A 14624-nucleotide genomic window follows, 5' to 3' on the forward strand; every position below is an offset into this window, starting at 1 on the left:
TCAGCGGCGGCGGGCGCGGGTGCGCTTCACCTTGAGCTCCTCGAAGCGCGGCAGGTCGCCCTCCCGGACCCGCTGCCAGGCCCGCCGGTAGAGCTCCGCGGCCGGTTCGGCCGGGACCAGTACGCCCAGCAGCGGCCGCTCACCGGTGTTCAGGCCGTACATCGCGAGCTTCCACTGCTCCACCGGCAGTGTCGGGGAGGGCATGTCGGCCCATCCGCCCGGCAGGAACAGTGAGCGCCCGGCCCGGCTGCGGCCGGCCGAGACCACCAGGTCGGTGGCGGCCAGTTCGGCGCGGGCGGCCTTGAGGCGGGCGGGCTTCCAGCCGGTCCACCGGGCCGTGTTGCGGTCGGTGGGGTCGGGCATGGCGAGCAGCGCGAGGTAGAGGGTGGCCGCGTCGGCGCCCAGGCCGTGCCGGGTGCTCGCCTCCTCCACCAGTTCGGGAACGGAGCGGCTCGCGTCCTGCGGCCACCAGGTGCCGTCCGCGTCCACGGCGCCGGCCGCCGGGGCTCCCGGGTCGGCGAGCAGCGCGGCGAAGCGCGGGTCGTGGGCGGTGCGCAGGGCCCTCTCGGTGCCGGAGGGCCGCTGGTCGTCCCCGCGCAGCGCCGGCAGGTACGGGTCGGAGCCGGTGGAGTCGAGCAGGGCCGGGCGCAGTGCGGGCTTGGGCTGGTCGTCGTGGGTGGCCATGACGACGGCGCCGTACCGTTCGTATCCCTCGCCGGTCTCGGTGGGCGTACCGGCCGCCGAGCGGAAGGCGGGGAGGCTGGTGTAGTGCCCGAGCTCCAGCAGCAGTTCGGGTGCGGCGAGCCGCTGCCGTACGGCGGTCAGTGCGGGCGGCAGGGCCGCTCGTACGGGATCGCCCGCGGGCAGCCGGTGGGCGAGCCAGGCCGCCATGGCCAGGGTCCCGGTCAGGACGTGGGCGGTGAAGGGGCGGGTGGCCGGCTCGCGGGGCTCGACGTGGTCGCCCTTCACCGCCCAGGGGACGTCGACGGAGAGCTCGGGCGAGGCCGCCGGGTCGAGCAGGGCGGCCAGGGCGCGGTGCGCGGGCCAGGTGCCGCCGACGGCGCGCGCGGCCTCCGTGGCCAGCCAGTCGGGTACGGGGGGTCGCCGTCCCACGCGCCGGTTCCAGATCTCGGCGGCGGCGACGACGTCGGGTCCCTCGCTCCACAGCTTCGCCGGATCGGCGGGCAGCAGGGCCGCGGCCACGGCGCGCAGCACCTCGGCGTCGAGGTTCCTCAGCTCGTCGCGGGCGTACGCGGCGTCGGTGGCCTTGACCCCGAGGGCGGTGCGCAGTTCGGGGGACAGGAAGTTGCGCTCGTGGCTGTCGATGCGCGGGAATCCCGCGATCACCAGGCGGGCGAGGGTGCCGGAGACTCCGGTGAGCCGGGCGAACTCCTCCGCGTCCTCCTGCCGGAAGGGCGCCGCGCCGTGTTCGGCGGCCGCGCCGAGGAAGGCGGTCAGCCAGTCGGCGCCGCGTTCCCGGTCGCCGAGCGGGGCTTCGCTGCGCACGGTGTAGGGGCCGGGGACGGTGAAGCGGCCGGTGGGGTCGTGCAGGAGGGCGCCGAACTCGTGGCCCTCGGGCACGGATTCGCCGTGCTCGGTCAGTGCGAGGACGGCTCCGCCGCCCAGCGGCAGCAGGCTGCGGTGATGGACGTTGCGTTCGAGGCCGTCCGGGGTGAGCAGGTGCCGCCGGTCGAGGCGCAGCAGGACCCGGCGCCAGCGGTCGGCGGAGCCTTCGGCCGAGGCCAGGCCGAGGGCGTCGACAGTGCCGAGCAGGGTGAGCAGCGCCTCCCGCTCCTCGTCGGTGGGGGTGACGGTGGCGGCGCGGTAGGCGACGGCGGCGGGCTGGTCGAGCAGCGGTGTCCATGTGAAGGGGAAGTACGGCAGCGCGGGCGTGTCGAAGTGCAGCAGGCCGGGCACCGGGGCGTCGCCGGTCCGCGCACGGGCCACGGCGAGTTGGCTCAGCGTGTAGTGGGCGGCGTCGCCCTCGCCGCTCCAGCGGTGGTACCGGGAGCCGGTGAGGCCACTGAGCCCGTCGGCGATCAGGCGGTCGGCGGGGCCCTGCTCGCGCTCCTCGGTGGGGGTGTCGTCCGGGTGGAGCCGGGCGGCGATCGCGTCCAGGGCCTTCTGCTGGGTGAGGGTGAAGCGGAGGACCTCGACGATGCCGCCGATCAGCTGGGGGGCGGTGATCCGCGGCAGGGCCGCGCTGACCAGGTCAGGCAGGTCGGCCGCCTTCTCGGCCGCGGCGGCGGACTTCAGCAGTGCGGCGAGGGTCTCCCGGTCGGCGGTGCGCAGGGCAGCCGAGCCCTCGGGGTCGCGGGGGCGCAGGGCGTACCAGTGCGACAGCGGCGGCAGGTCCACGCTGCCCGTGCCGAAGGCGGAGCGGCGGCGGTGGTCGCCGCGGGACCGGGCGGTGACCACCCCGTCCGGGTCGCTGATGCTCAGCTCCTGCCAGTGCTGGGACAGCGCACGGAGCCGGTCGTCGCCGGGGAAGGTGAGGGCCGCCAGCGGCATGTCGCGGCCCTCGGGCACGGTGACGGTACGGCCGCCGGTGTCGGTTCCCTGCCAGCCGTGGCCGGCGACACGGGCGGTGCGCCAGCCGAGCAGGCCGCCGGCGGGCACGCCGAGCACCGAGCCGGTCACGGTGGGCGCGGGCCGCAGCCAGTTGGAGTACCCGCCGCGGCGGCCGGTGTCCGCGTCGGCGCGCAGCGCTTCGGCGAAGAACGCGGGCAGGGAGGGCCTCCCGTAGGTCCCGCCGGCCGGATCGTACTCGAGCCAGCCGCTGTCGGTCTGCTGGTCGCGGCGCTGCCACACCCAGTACGAGGTGCCGTCGGACAGCAGGGGCCGCTCGTCCGGCAGCTTCGTGTCTCCGCGGTGCAGGACACCGCCGCCGGTGGCGCGCCCGCCGCCCGGGAGCGGCAGGGAGAGGTGGTCGCTGCGCAGCGACCAGTGGTTGCGGTCGGTCTCCAGGGTGAAGACGGTGCCGGGCGATTCGTGCCAGTAGCCCTGGGTTCCGTGGGTGTTCCAGGAGGACCAGAAGACGAGCAGTTCCCCGTCGACGTAGTGGAAGCCGTGGCGGTAGGCGTTCCCGGTCGGCACCCGCAGGTCGTGCGTGAGGACGGTGGAGTCGGCGTCGATGACCCGGACCTGGGTCTCGTTGGCGACGATCAGGTAAGGCCAGGCCTCCACCACGTTCAGGGCCTCCCGGCCCCGGCCGGGGGCCAGTTCGTCGAGGGCGCTCTCCCAGGAGGGCCAGGCCAGCTCCTCGAAGAGTCCGCCGCGCAGAGTACGGGCGAGGGTCTCGGCGAGGTCCGCGGCGGCCGCGGCGGCCACTTCCCCGGGGGCGAGTTCGAGGGCTTCGGTGGGCAGCCAGGACAGGCGCGCGATGGCGTCGGGGACTCCGGGCAGACCGGCGGCGGTGGACGCGACGGCGACGTCGCGCACCCAGTCGGTCAGCAGCGGGCGGCCGCCGGGCGAGGCGGCGACGCGGCGGACGACGTCGGCGCAGCCGTCGTTCAAGCCGTTCAGCGCACGTCGGAAGGCGGGGTGGAAGCGCTGGTCGGCGGCGAGGGCGAGCAGGTCGCGGCGCTGGTCGCGGTCGGCCCATTCGGACAGGCCCAGGTGGTCGTGCCTGCGGTTCCCCTTCTCGGCCTCGGGGTCGGTGACCGGAATGTCCAGGGCGAGCAGCAGGTCGAGGAGGTCGACGTCCTCGACCCCGATCCGCAGGCCCGCCTCCCGTTCGGGCCGGGCGAGTTCGGTGCGCAGCTGTGCGGCGCAGCGCTCGACGAGTTCGAGGAGGAGCGGGAGCGTGGGGCGCCGGCCCCAGCCTGCGTGCCGGGCGGCGTGGAAGCGCTCCAGCCAGCCGGCCGTGCCGTCGGCGCAGCGCTGCTCGGCGGGCAGGTCTGCCTCGGCGAGCCCGGCGGTGGCGCCGGACTCCTCCAGGACCTCCAGCCACAGTGCGGTGAACCCGTTGCCGCCGTCGCCGCCGCTGGGCGGCGTCAGCCCCAGGAGCGTGCCCCGGGCGGCGGGCACGCGGCGGGCGAGCGCGACGAGGGCGCCGCGGTGGGCCTTCCACCAGCCGATCGCGGCGCGCAGGGTGGCGGGCAGGGGCAGCAGTTCGGCGAGGTAGTCCTGCTCGGGTTCGGTGCCGGTCAGGCCCGCGGCGCGGGCGAGGCGGCGCAGTTCGGTGGCGGCCTGGGCGGAGGGCGGCAGCCCGCCGGCGGTGCGGCGTACGCACAGGCGGCGGAAGCGCTCGTAGGCATCGGCGGGGGTGACGCGTCCGGCCAGGGCCTTGCCGTAGCCGGTGAGCACCTTCACCGGCAGGGCGCCGGCCAGGGCGAATTCGAGGAAGACGGCGTCGAGGCGGTCCTCGTCGACGCCCAGACCGTACTGGGCCTCGGCGGCGCGGGCCCGGCCGAACAGCTGCGCGGCGTAGGTGGTGTTCTCGACGCCGAGGAAGAGGCGCGCCGCTTGCTCGTGGAAGAGGGGCAGGAAGTGCGGAACGGATGCGGCGAGGCGGTCGGCGAGTTCGAGGCAGGCGTCGAGGGCGGCCTTGGGCTTGGTCTTGGCCTGCCGGGCGATCCGGTCGAGCTCGGGGACGACGGCGAGGGCGTGGTGGCCGTCCTCGGGGTGGTGCACCAGGACCCATTCGGGGAAGCCGAGTGCCTGACGCCGGCTCAGGCCGACGACGGGCGGCTCGCCCTCGTCCCGTACGAGTCCCAGGAAGCCGGCGGCGAGGTCCTCGGCCGCGCCCAGTTCGGCGGGTGCGAGCCGGACCACGACGCGGTCGTCGCCGAGGCCGGGGTGCCGGTAGGAGCGCGCGGTCAGTTCCACGGCGCCCGGACCGGCACCGGTGGTGCCGTGCGGCAGTACGGCACCGGCCTTGAGCAGCAGTTCGGCCTTGTTCATCTCGGTGTCTTCCTGGTTGGTGCTCACGCGTCCCCGCCCTCCTCGATCTTGCGCCCGGCGTACAGCGCCGCGGCCATCCGCATGCCTTCGGACCAGGCGACCGGTCCGACCGCGGTCAGGGGTACCGCCCGGCCGTCCTCGTCGTGCCAGCTGAGGGCGCCGGTGGTCATCTCGTCCTCGTAGTAGGGTTCGCCGATCCAGACGGCCGCCTCGGTGCCGGACCCGGAGTCCCGCACCTTGCAGGTGGCGTAGCCGCCGGAGACCCGGTAGCCGAGGCTCGTGGCCCGGGCGGCGAGGCTGAAGCGGGTGGGGAAGACCCCGCCCGCGTAGTCGCGGACCTCGGTGGCGGTGGCGGCGAGCTCGGCGGGCTTGTGCCAGGTGGCCCGGTGGATCTGCTCGACGCGCTGCACGATGCCCAGCTCGGCCGCGAAGTCCCGTACGTCGTCCAGGTCGGGCAGCAGCACCGGGTGCGGCAGGGTCACCGTGCGCGGGGAGAGCCGTACGGTCTCACCGTCGAGGTTGACCACCTTCAGCTCACCGGAGGCGGTGGCGTCCCGCAGGAAGCCCACCTCGTCCGGGTCGTCGCCGACGACGGCCACATCGCGCAGGGCGTTCTGCCAGGCTTCGTCCGGCCAGACCCGGGCGAGCAGTTCGGTCGGCACCGGCAGCGAGGAGACCATCCAGCCGTCGACCTGTGCGACGCAGGCCGCCTCGTGCCGGTCGAGCCATTCGGCCAGCCTGCGCAGCCGGTCCACCTCGGGATGGTCCTTCAGTGCCTTGGGCAGTGTCTTCAACTGCCGTCCCGCCGTCCGCCCGGTGGCGGACCGCGCCGCCACCCGCCCTTCCACCAGGGCGATCTCGTACCCCTCGCCCGCCGCCAGCCAAGCCATCAGACCGTGCCCCTCCGCCTGTCCCGTCCGGTTCCGCGCAGCCCTGACAGGGGGGAGCCGACCCCCCTGAGCTGCGGTATGCCGGGAGACTAGCGAGGGCCACTGACAACGCCCACCGGAGGGCCCTCGGTAGGTTGATTGTCCGGTTCTGGGTAGTGTTCCGGGGACAGCGTGCGGAGCGGTACCGGCTCGGGGTGGGGTTATGGGACGTCAGATACGGGTGTCCGGCGCAGTGCTGGTGGCGCTGCTGCTGGCAGCCGCGGCCGGGTGTTCCGATCCGGCCGCGCCGGGCGGCGGGGACGCGAAGCCGTCGGCCCCCGCGGGGGCGCCGTCCACCGCGGCGCCGAAGTCGCCGGGTGACGACGCGAAACCGGCCGGCGGGGACGTACTGCCCGGCATGGTCGGCGTCGCCGAGGCGCGGACCCGGCTTTCGGCGCTCAAGGTGGCGCCGGTCGGCACGATGGCGGGCTACAGCAGGGACAAGTTCACGCACTGGGCGCAGCAGGGCAACAAGTGCGACACCCGTGAGGCCGTCCTCAAGCGCGACGGCACCGAGGTCACTCAGGACGCCGAGTGCAAGGCCGTCTCGGGCCACTGGAAGAGCCTCTACGACGGGGTGGCCGTCACGGACGCGGGGAAGATGGACATCGACCACGTGGTCCCGCTCGCCGAGGGCTGGCGCTCCGGCGCGGCCGGCTGGGACTCGGCCCGGCGCAAGGCCTTCGCCAATGATCTGACCAATCCTCAGCTGCTGGCCGTGACCGCGGCCTCGAACCGTTCCAAGGGCGACCAGAGCCCTGACCTGTGGCAGCCGCCGGACAAGGCGAGCTGGTGCCAGTACGGCCGGGCCTGGACCACCGTGAAGTCCACGTACGGACTGACCGTCACCGAACCGGAGAAGACGATGCTCACCACGATGCTGGACACCTGCGGCTCATGACGCAGGCAAGGCAATGGCAGGACGAGGTGCTCGCCGGGCCCGGCGGCGCCATGACCGACGAGGTCGGCGTGATCACCGGCCCGCTCACCCTGCGCACCACGGCGGTGGCCGGGGGTCTGGTCCGGTTCGACGTCCAGTACAAGGACGCCGACGAGTGGTACACGCTCACGGGCAGCCCGCGGGCCCACCACGGCGCCCCGGCCGCCGCGCACGCCGCCGCCCTCGCCGCGGTCCGCGCGGGCGGCGCGGCGCAGGCCCCGGGCGCGCCGCCCGGATGAGGTCGGGGGTGAGCGCCGCGGTTCAGAGGACGGCGATGCCCAGCGGCCGGGCGCCCGCCGCGAGCCGGCGGGTGGCTCCGGTGTCGAGGTCGACGACGGTGATGCCGTTCCAGTAGCCGTCCCGGGTGTAGCCGCCCGTGAGGTACGCGGTCCGGCCGTCCCGGGAGACGGCGATGTCCTCGTGCGGGCCCTGGAGCGGGTACACCCGTTCGGCGCCGCCCGGGGAACGGACCGTCAGGGACGGGCCCCTGCCGTCGCCCGGCTGCACGGCACCCGTGCCGACCACCAGGAGCCGGCCGTCGGCCGTGACCGCGGCGCCGTGCTGGTGGGTGTCGGCGGTCATCGGCTCGATCGCGGTGTGCCCGGTCCGCGGGTCGACCACGGCGAGCCGCTCGCCGCTCCCCCGGTCCGTGCTCGCCGCGCCGGGGCTCCCGGCGGGTCCGACCGGCGGACGGAGCGTGCGGGCGGTCCGGAGGACACCGGGGTCGACCGATCGGCTGATGCGGGACGGCCGGGTCAGGCCTCGTACTCGGTGAGGTCGATGCCGTGGACCCGCACCGAGGTCCCGTACCGGGGGTCGGTGGTGTCGCGTTCCATCACCATGCCCAATTTGCGGATCACGTTCTCGGAATCGGTGTTGCTCATCCGGTTGATCGCGACGACCCGGTCCAGGCCGCGGTCCTGGAGGGCGAACTCCAAGGTGGCGTGGGCGGCCTCGGAGGCATAGCCCTGGCCCCAGTACTGGCGGCCGAGGCGCCAGCTGATCTGCACGTCCGCCCGGGCGTCCGGCAGGTTCTCGAGGACCGAGAGGCCGACGGCGCCGATGAGCTCGCCGGAGCCGAGGAGCTCGACGGCGAAGAGCCCGAAGCCCTCGTCGTCCCACTCCTCCTCCCAGCGCTCGATCTCCTCGGCCGTCTCGTCCAGGCCGAGGGTGGAGCCCTCACCGATCCAGCGCATCACCTCGGGGTCGGCGTTGATCTCCGACAGGGGGACGAGGTCGTCGTCGGTCCAGCGGCGGAGGAGGAGTCGGGGGGTACGGATCTCGGTCATGCCCCACATCCTGCCGAAAATCCGCCGACCAGCGGTAATCGGCCGTTGCGGCAGTGTTGCGGGTTCGTGGCCATCACGGTGGGGAGGTTTCCGCGGCTCGCCCCGGACCCCTACGGTCCGTGGGAACCGCGACCAAGGAGTGCTGCTGCCATGCCCCTCGATCTGTCGGACTCGGACGAGAGCCGGTACGACCGCACGCGCCTGCGGCAGTGGGCGCGCGGCCGCGCCCGCTCCGCCGGAGTGGACCGCCGTGATCTGCTGAAGCTGTTCGCGGTGGGAGCCGCCGCCGGATCGCTGGGCGTGGCCGCGGGCGGCGGCGCGGCCTCGGCCGCGACGGCCGTACCCGTCGCCGACCCGGTGCCCCGTACCGTCAAGCCGCTGCCGCCCGAACTGTTCACCCTCCGCGGCACGAACGCGGAGACGAACTTCGCGGCGCTGCGCGGCACGGGCCCGCTGACCCCGATCGACCGGTTCTTCGTCCGCAACCACACCTCCACCCCACGCATCGACGCCGGCGGGTGGCGGCTGAAGGTGTGGGGCGACGGGCTCGCGGGCGACCCGCTGGAGCTGTCGTACGAGCGGCTGCGCGCGCTGCGGCCGGTGGAGCGGACGCTGTTCATCGAATGCGCGGGCAACGGCCGGAGTTTCTACACCACCCAGCAGGGCCAGCCGGTGACCGGCACCGCCTGGACCCTGGGCGCGATCGGCGTCGCGCGCTGGCGCGGCGCGCGGCTGTCGGACGTCCTGCGCCTGGCGGGCGTGACGCGCGGCGCCGTGGACGTCCTGCCGCGCGGGCTGGACGACGAGGTGGTCGCGGACGGGGTGAACCTGGGGCGGGTGCGGCGCCCGCTGCCGGTCTCGAAGGCGCTGGACGACGTACTGCTGGCCTACGAGATGAACGGGCAGCCCCTGCCTCCCGACCACGGCGGGCCGGTCCGCCTCGTGGTGCCGGACTGGGTCGGGATCTCGTCGATCAAGTGGGTCGGGGACATCGAGGTGAGCGACGAGCCGCTGTACTCGCCGTGGAACACCGACCTGTACCGGCTGTTCGGGCCCGAGCACCCGGCGCAGGGCAGCGACCCGCTGACCCGGCAGACCATCAAGAGCGCCTTCGAGCTGGAGCTGGGGGCGACCGTTCCCGTGCACCGGAACCGGCTGCTGACCGGCCGTTCCTGGTCGGCCGCGGCCCCGGTCACCCGGATCGACGTCAGCACGGACGGCGGCGCCCACTGGCGGCGGGCCCGGCTGCACGACACGCCGCGCCGGGGCGGCTGGGTGCGCTGGTCGGTGCCGTGGACCCCGCGGGCCACGGGTGCCACCTCGCTGCTGGCGCGGGCGACCGACGCGACCGGACGGACGCAGCCCGACCGGTCGGTCCACAACACGCAGGGCTATCTCTTCGACGCCGTGGTCCGCCACCCGGTGACGGTCGTCTGACCGGGCGGCGGACCGCCGCTCAAGGGGTGTGGAAGCGGACCTCGGGCGCGTCGGGGGACGGGCCGTCCAGCACGGGCTGCGGGCGGCCGCCCAGGTGCCGGTCGAAGAAGGCGCCGACGTAGCGCCGGGTCAGCTCCACGGAGCGGGCGCCGGGCAGCGGGGCCTCGGCGTCGGGCAGGCCCAGCTGCTCGGCGATCGCCGGGAAGTCGGTGAAGGTGAAGTGGGCGGAGTCGGCGAAGGTGATCCAGCGCTTCCAGCCGTCGAGCAGCGGCCAGTCGCGGTCCCAGCTCGCGTTGCCGCCGGGGCCGCGCTGCTGCGCGCCGAGCAGCATGAAGGGGCGTCCGCCGAGCCCGGCCGCGGGGACCGGTGTGGAGAATCCGCCGTCCATGTTGACTCCGGCGCGGATCCGCCGGTCGGCTGCCATCGCGGCGGCGGTCGAGGCGCCGCCGATGGAGTGGCCGGCCATCGCGATGCGGTTCTTGTCGATGAGTCCGGCGTGGCGCCAGGCGGGGCTGCGGCCGGTGAGGCGGTCCAGGAGGAAGGAGACGTCTCGGGCCCGGGTGTCGCCGACGGTCCGGTAGCCCGCCTCGTCCTGGACCTTCTCGCAGGCCAGGCACTGCAGCACGCGCCCGCCGGGGAAGGCGGTCCCGACGCTCTCGTACGCGTGGTCCACGGCGGCGACGACGTAACCGCGGGAGGCCAGGTCCTCGGCGAGCGCGGTGAGGGTGGCGCGGTGAACGGTGAAGCCCGGCGAGAGGACGACCAGTGGGTACCGTCCGGCGACGGGGCGGGCGTCCGTCCGGCCGTGGGTCCGGGTCCCGGTCAGGGCCTCGACCGGGATCACCTGGTCCAGCCCGCGGTCGACCAGCAGCAGCCGGGCCTCCTCGGGGGTGAGGTAGCGCGCGGTCCGGCCGGAGTCGTGCCGGGCCGGGTAGCGCAGGGTGACCATCAGCTCGCGCGGCCCGGAGCCGGCCCAGGGGTCGGTGCGGCTGCGGTCCACCAGGTGCAGATCCTCCCGGCCGACCGCGAAACGGCCGGTGGGGCGCGGGAGTTCCACCGTCGTGCGCGGGCTCTCGGTCCCGGCGGTGGCGGGCCCGGCAGTGGCGGAGGTGCCCGCGGCGAACGAGGTACCCGCGGTGGCGAGCGGGAGCGGCAGGAGGAGGGCGAGGAGAGTCACGGAGGCAGCGGTGGCTGTTCTGCGGTTCTTCATGAACTTCACGCTAGGCGGGCGGTCCTGGCGGATCGTCAGCTCCGGGGAGGGATCCGCCGTCCGACCCCGGGGGGAGGGGGTGGTCGCCGGGTCACTCCTGGGGCGTACCCACGCTGATCGAGTCGAGTTTGCCCCGCAGGTACGTGTGGGAGTCGACGGGGTCGTGCACCACCCGCCCGACCGGCGCGGGCAGGGACTCCACCCGGGTGTGCGGGTCGCACTCGTAGAAGTAGACGAGGGAGATCAGTTCCTCGGTGGGGGTGTCGGCGGGCGGGGGCAGCACGCGGTGGCGGCCCGCGCGCCAGCGGTCGCCCGTCCAGCGGGCCATCAGATCACCGATGTTGACGGTGAGCGCCGCGGGGTCGTACGGCGCGTCCTGCCAGCCGTCGGCATCGGTGTGGATCTGGAGCCCGCCCGCGCCGAGCTGCCGGTCGAGGACGGTGACCGTCCCGAAGTCCGTGTGGGCCCCGATGCGGAACTGGCCGGGCAGCGGCGGGCCGACGACCTCGGTGCCCGGGTACCAGTTGAGGTTGAACCCCCAGGTGGGGTGTGAGGTGTGGCGGGTGAAGTGGTCCTCGGCAAGGCCGAGGGCGCCGGCCAGGAGTTCCAGGAGTTCGTCGGAAAGGGTCCGCATCAGGCGCAGGTACTCCGTCACCAGCGGCCGGAGCTGCGGCACTTCGGCCGGCCAGGCGTTGGGCGCGAACCATGCGTCGTCCACGGCGGGGACGCCGGTGGGCTCGTCGGCCGCGAAGGACCAGGACTCCTTGAGGTCGGGCGGCGAGGCCGTCCCCTCGGCGTAGCTGTTGGCCTCCGCCCCGGGGCCGAGCCAGCCCCGGCCGCCGACCGTGACGGCGTACGGCGCCTTCGCGCTCGCGGGCAGCCGGAAGAACTCGCCCGCCGCCTCCCGGATCCGCGCGGGCAGCGCGGGGTCCACGCCGTGCCCGGTCACCAGCAGGAAGCCGGCCGCGCGCAGGGCCTCGTCGGCGCGGGCGGCCGTACGGGCGCGCGCTTCGGGTCCGCCGGACCGCCACGGCCCGAGATCGATCACGGGAATCTGGGATCCGGCCATGGGAGACCTGCCTTCCGGGGCTGTGGGGCGACCGGGACCGAAGCTATCGCCGCGCGCCACGGGACGGGATCGACACGGAGCGTGATTCTCGGCCACCTTCTGTGCATTCGCTGCCGTCGTTCGCGTAGATCGTCACGACACGTACCAGAATGAGGGGGAGGGCGAGCGGCTCACCAGGGACGGAGCGAATGGTGGAGATTTCGACGAGGCAGGTCTTCGGGGCCCCGTGCTGGGTGAGCCTGATGACGCGTGACCTCGGCACGGCCCAGCGTTTCTACGGTGCGGTCGTGGGCTGGCGGTTCCGCCCGACCCGCCTGGGCGAGGCGTTCGCGGTGGCGTTCCAGGGCCGGGTGCCGGTGGCGGGCATCGGGGCGCTGGCCGCGGACCTGGGAGTCGCGGCGGCGTGGACCCCGTACTTCGCCGTCGACGACGCCGATGTGGCGGTGGACCGGATCCGGGAGCGGACGGGAACGATCGCGGTCGGTCCGGTCTCCTTCGAGTCCGGCGGCCGCGCCGCGCTCGTGGCCGATCCCGACGGCGCCGTCTTCGGGATCTGGGAGGGCAATGTGGAGGCGGACTGGCGGGTGGGCCGGGGCCCCTCACCCGCCTGGCTGGAACTGCGCACCAGGAACGCCCTCGACGCGGCGATCTTCTACGGCGCGGTGCTGGAGTGGGCGACCGGCCGCGCCGGCTGCTGCGAGGTCTCGTACGAGGACGACCAGGTCGTGCTGAGGCAGGACGGCGAGCCCGTCGCGCGCCTGAACAGCGGCCCCGTGGAGATGGCCTCGTACTCCCCGCACACCCGGCCCCGCTGGCACGTCCACTTCCGCGTGCCGAAGCTGGAGCCGGCGATGGAGGCCGCCGTCTCGCTGGGCGGGCGGCAGGTCTCGGACATCACCTCGAACGCGGTCGAGCGGTGGGTGACGCTCCGCGACCCGGACGGCGCCCTGTTCACCCTCACCACCGCCCTGGGGACGGACACGGCGTGACCGCCCGCCCGCCTGCCCGCCCGCCTGCCTCCGGTGGGGCGGTGCGCTTCACACTCGGTGACGCTTCGAGATGCGGGCGCACGGCAGTGCTGGTTCGCTGAATCCGCCCGCTCTCCCACAGATCCAAGGAGCGATCATGAGCGTTTCAGGCGAGTCCCGCGGCCGGTCCCAGCAGATGCGCGCCAAGGCCCAGGAGCTGAACGATGCGGCCGAGCGTTCCACCGACCCGGAAGAGCGCCGCCGGCTGAAGGAGAAGGCCCGCCGCCTTCAGGAGCAGAGCGAGCAGGAGGGCCGCATGGACGACCGGGGCATGGACCCCATGTAGCCCGTACGCCGCCCCCTCGCCCGGCACCGGCCGGTGGCCGCCGCGACCCCTGTCGCCGCGGCCACCGGCCGTCACGGGTTCCGGGCCGGGGCCCAGACTAGAGCCGGACGTTCCACTCGACCGTGGAGCGCAGGGTGCGGATGACCTTCGGGTCGCGCACCGACGGGGTGCGGTCCTCGGCCGTGACCGACAGGCGGTGCGTGCGGAGGTCGAAGAGCCACAGCTCCGCCACCCGCACCTCGGTGCGGCCCTCGAAGCGCCGCAGTTCCCGGCCGTCGAGGTACCAGCGGACCAGGGGTTGGCGGCCGTCCGCGCCGGCCAGCTTCGGTACGGACACCTTCGCCGTGTGGCGCAGCCGCAGCGTGCGGTCGGTCGGGGTGATCGGGCTGGCGATCCGCGCGTGCTGGTAGAACCCGGCGATCATCGACTCGACGCCGGGCAGGTTGAAGGGCTTGCCGAGGACCCGCATGAGCGAGTTGTCGGTGGGCCGGTACAGGCCGGTCACGAAGTAGTTGCCGCCCTCGTACGCGCCGACCGTGCCGCCGTCGGGTGATTCCTCGCCGAGCCAGCGGTACCACTTGGTCCGCCGCGCGGCCATGCGTGCGGCGGACAGGGCCGAGCTGTTGGATTCGGCGGGCTCGGGGCCGGTGTACTTCTCGTACTCCGGGACGCCCGGGTAGAAGTACTCGTCCGCGAGCTTGCCCAGGGAGTGGCCGGTCTCGTGGATGGCGACCTGGCCGGACTTGGCGTGGCCCGCGGAAGCCGTCGATATCCCCTCGTAGCCGAGGGTGGCGCTGGGCTCGTTGTAGCCGGCGCCGCCGTACTTGGCGCTGTTGGCCAGGACGATGACGAGGTCGGCTGCGGGTGCCTTCGCCACGTACGCGTCGACCTTGGGCTGGTCGATGCAGAGCAGCCGTTCGATGCCGTCGCACCAGAAGTACGAGCCGAGCGCGGTGTCCCGGACGGCGGCCGGGTCGGGGTCGCCGGAAACCCCGGAGTCGTGCGAGACCGCGTCGACCGTCCAGACGTTGAAGAGGTTCCGGTACGTGGTGTAGGGCTCGACGGCGGTCACCTCGGCCCATTTCTGCTCGGCGTCGGTGTGGAACTTCGCCAGTTCGGCGGCGGTGTATCCGTCACCGATGACCACGACGTCGAGGCGGTCGGCGGTGGAGCCGTTGTCGATCATCTTGGTGACCTCGCCGTCGGCCGCCCGCTCGGCCGCGGAGAGGCGGCCCGAGGCCTTCGCGGGGCCGCCGGCGGCCGGTACCCGGGCATGGCCGGATCCGGCGTCACCGCCGTGCTCCGGCCCCGGGATCTCGACCTCCACCCGGGACTTCGCCGGAGCGTCGGCCGCGTCCGCGGGTCCGGCGGCCACCAGCGCGGCGGTCGCACAGATGGCCGCGACGGCTCCGCGCAGCGCCGAGCGCGTGGCCGGGCGCAGGGCGGGACGCCCGACCGGACGTCTGACTGGATTCATGAAGTCCTCCCCCAGGAACGGAAGTTGTGCGGCTTGTTAAACGGTGCGTTAAGT

At 74.3% G+C, this 14624-nt stretch carries 11 protein-coding genes and 1 pseudogene; 5 read left to right on the forward strand and 7 right to left on the reverse strand.

The window, feature by feature from the left end; translation table 11 throughout:
- Together ACGFZK_RS00780 and ACGFZK_RS00785 are read right to left on the reverse strand one after the other, a co-directional pair.
- Nucleotides 1–4932 carry a DNA-binding protein gene (locus ACGFZK_RS00780; protein WP_393846659.1) on the reverse strand — a complete coding sequence of 1644 codons (4932 nt, stop codon included), beginning with the start codon at nt 4930–4932 and terminating at the stop codon, nt 1–3.
- Nucleotides 4929–5795: a DUF4132 domain-containing protein gene (locus ACGFZK_RS00785; RefSeq protein WP_393846660.1), complete on the reverse strand. Its 867-nt coding sequence runs from the start codon at nt 5793–5795 to the stop codon at nt 4929–4931. Before ACGFZK_RS00785 ends, ACGFZK_RS00780 begins: the two co-directional genes overlap by 4 nt.
- Before the next feature lie 202 nt (nt 5796–5997).
- Between ACGFZK_RS00785 and ACGFZK_RS00790 the strand changes: the two genes are divergently transcribed.
- Both ACGFZK_RS00790 and ACGFZK_RS00795 read left to right on the forward strand, forming a co-directional pair.
- Nucleotides 5998–6735, forward strand: a complete 738-nt coding sequence (locus tag ACGFZK_RS00790) for an HNH endonuclease family protein (RefSeq protein ID WP_393846661.1) — start codon at nt 5998–6000, stop codon at nt 6733–6735.
- A complete protein-coding gene (locus ACGFZK_RS00795; protein WP_393846662.1) occupies nt 6732–7013 on the forward strand; it encodes a hypothetical protein in 282 nt (93 codons plus the stop codon). The genes ACGFZK_RS00790 and ACGFZK_RS00795 overlap by 4 nt, the downstream gene beginning before the upstream one ends.
- A 22-nt stretch (nt 7014–7035) precedes the next feature.
- Here the strand turns inward: ACGFZK_RS00795 and ACGFZK_RS00800 are convergent.
- Both ACGFZK_RS00800 and ACGFZK_RS00805 read right to left on the reverse strand, forming a co-directional pair.
- Nucleotides 7036–7410: pseudogene (locus tag ACGFZK_RS00800) on the reverse strand (hypothetical protein); the annotation flags it as partial.
- Between the two features lie 119 nt (nt 7411–7529).
- A complete protein-coding gene (locus tag ACGFZK_RS00805) occupies nt 7530–8063 on the reverse strand; it encodes a GNAT family N-acetyltransferase (RefSeq protein ID WP_189965211.1) in 534 nt (177 codons plus the stop codon).
- A 150-nt stretch (nt 8064–8213) separates the two neighbouring features.
- On the opposite strand from ACGFZK_RS00805, the gene ACGFZK_RS00810 reads away from it, so the two are divergent.
- The gene (locus ACGFZK_RS00810; RefSeq protein WP_393846663.1) at nt 8214–9500 is read left to right on the forward strand and encodes a sulfite oxidase; all 1287 of its coding nucleotides are present in this window, start codon (nt 8214–8216) and stop codon (nt 9498–9500) included.
- A gap of 19 nt (nt 9501–9519) precedes the next feature.
- Here ACGFZK_RS00810 and ACGFZK_RS00815 read toward each other — a convergent pair whose 3' ends face one another.
- Together ACGFZK_RS00815 and ACGFZK_RS00820 are read right to left on the reverse strand one after the other, a co-directional pair.
- A complete protein-coding gene (locus tag ACGFZK_RS00815) occupies nt 9520–10710 on the reverse strand; it encodes an alpha/beta hydrolase family protein (RefSeq protein ID WP_393846664.1) in 1191 nt (396 codons plus the stop codon).
- A 91-nt stretch (nt 10711–10801) separates the two neighbouring features.
- Entirely contained in the window at nt 10802–11779 is a 978-nt protein-coding gene (locus ACGFZK_RS00820; protein WP_393846665.1) for an isopenicillin N synthase family dioxygenase, read from the reverse strand.
- Between the two features lie 242 nt (nt 11780–12021).
- Here ACGFZK_RS00820 and ACGFZK_RS00825 point away from each other — a divergent pair, with 242 nt between their 5' ends.
- Entirely contained in the window at nt 12022–12768 is a 747-nt protein-coding gene (locus tag ACGFZK_RS00825; RefSeq protein WP_393846666.1) for a VOC family protein, read from the forward strand.
- A gap of 136 nt (nt 12769–12904) precedes the next feature.
- On the forward strand, nt 12905–13093 hold the full coding sequence (locus tag ACGFZK_RS00830; protein WP_030384902.1) for a DUF6381 family protein: 189 nt from the start codon (nt 12905–12907) through the stop codon (nt 13091–13093).
- Between the two features lie 97 nt (nt 13094–13190).
- Here the strand turns inward: ACGFZK_RS00830 and ACGFZK_RS00835 are convergent, their stop codons facing one another.
- Complete coding sequence (locus tag ACGFZK_RS00835; RefSeq protein WP_393846667.1) at nt 13191–14570, reverse strand: M64 family metallopeptidase; 1380 nt, start codon at nt 14568–14570, stop codon at nt 13191–13193.
- Nucleotides 14571–14624 lie beyond the last annotated feature (54 nt).

The organism is Streptomyces sp. NPDC048257, assembly GCF_043201855.1.
Taxonomy (GTDB): domain Bacteria; phylum Actinomycetota; class Actinomycetes; order Streptomycetales; family Streptomycetaceae; genus Streptomyces.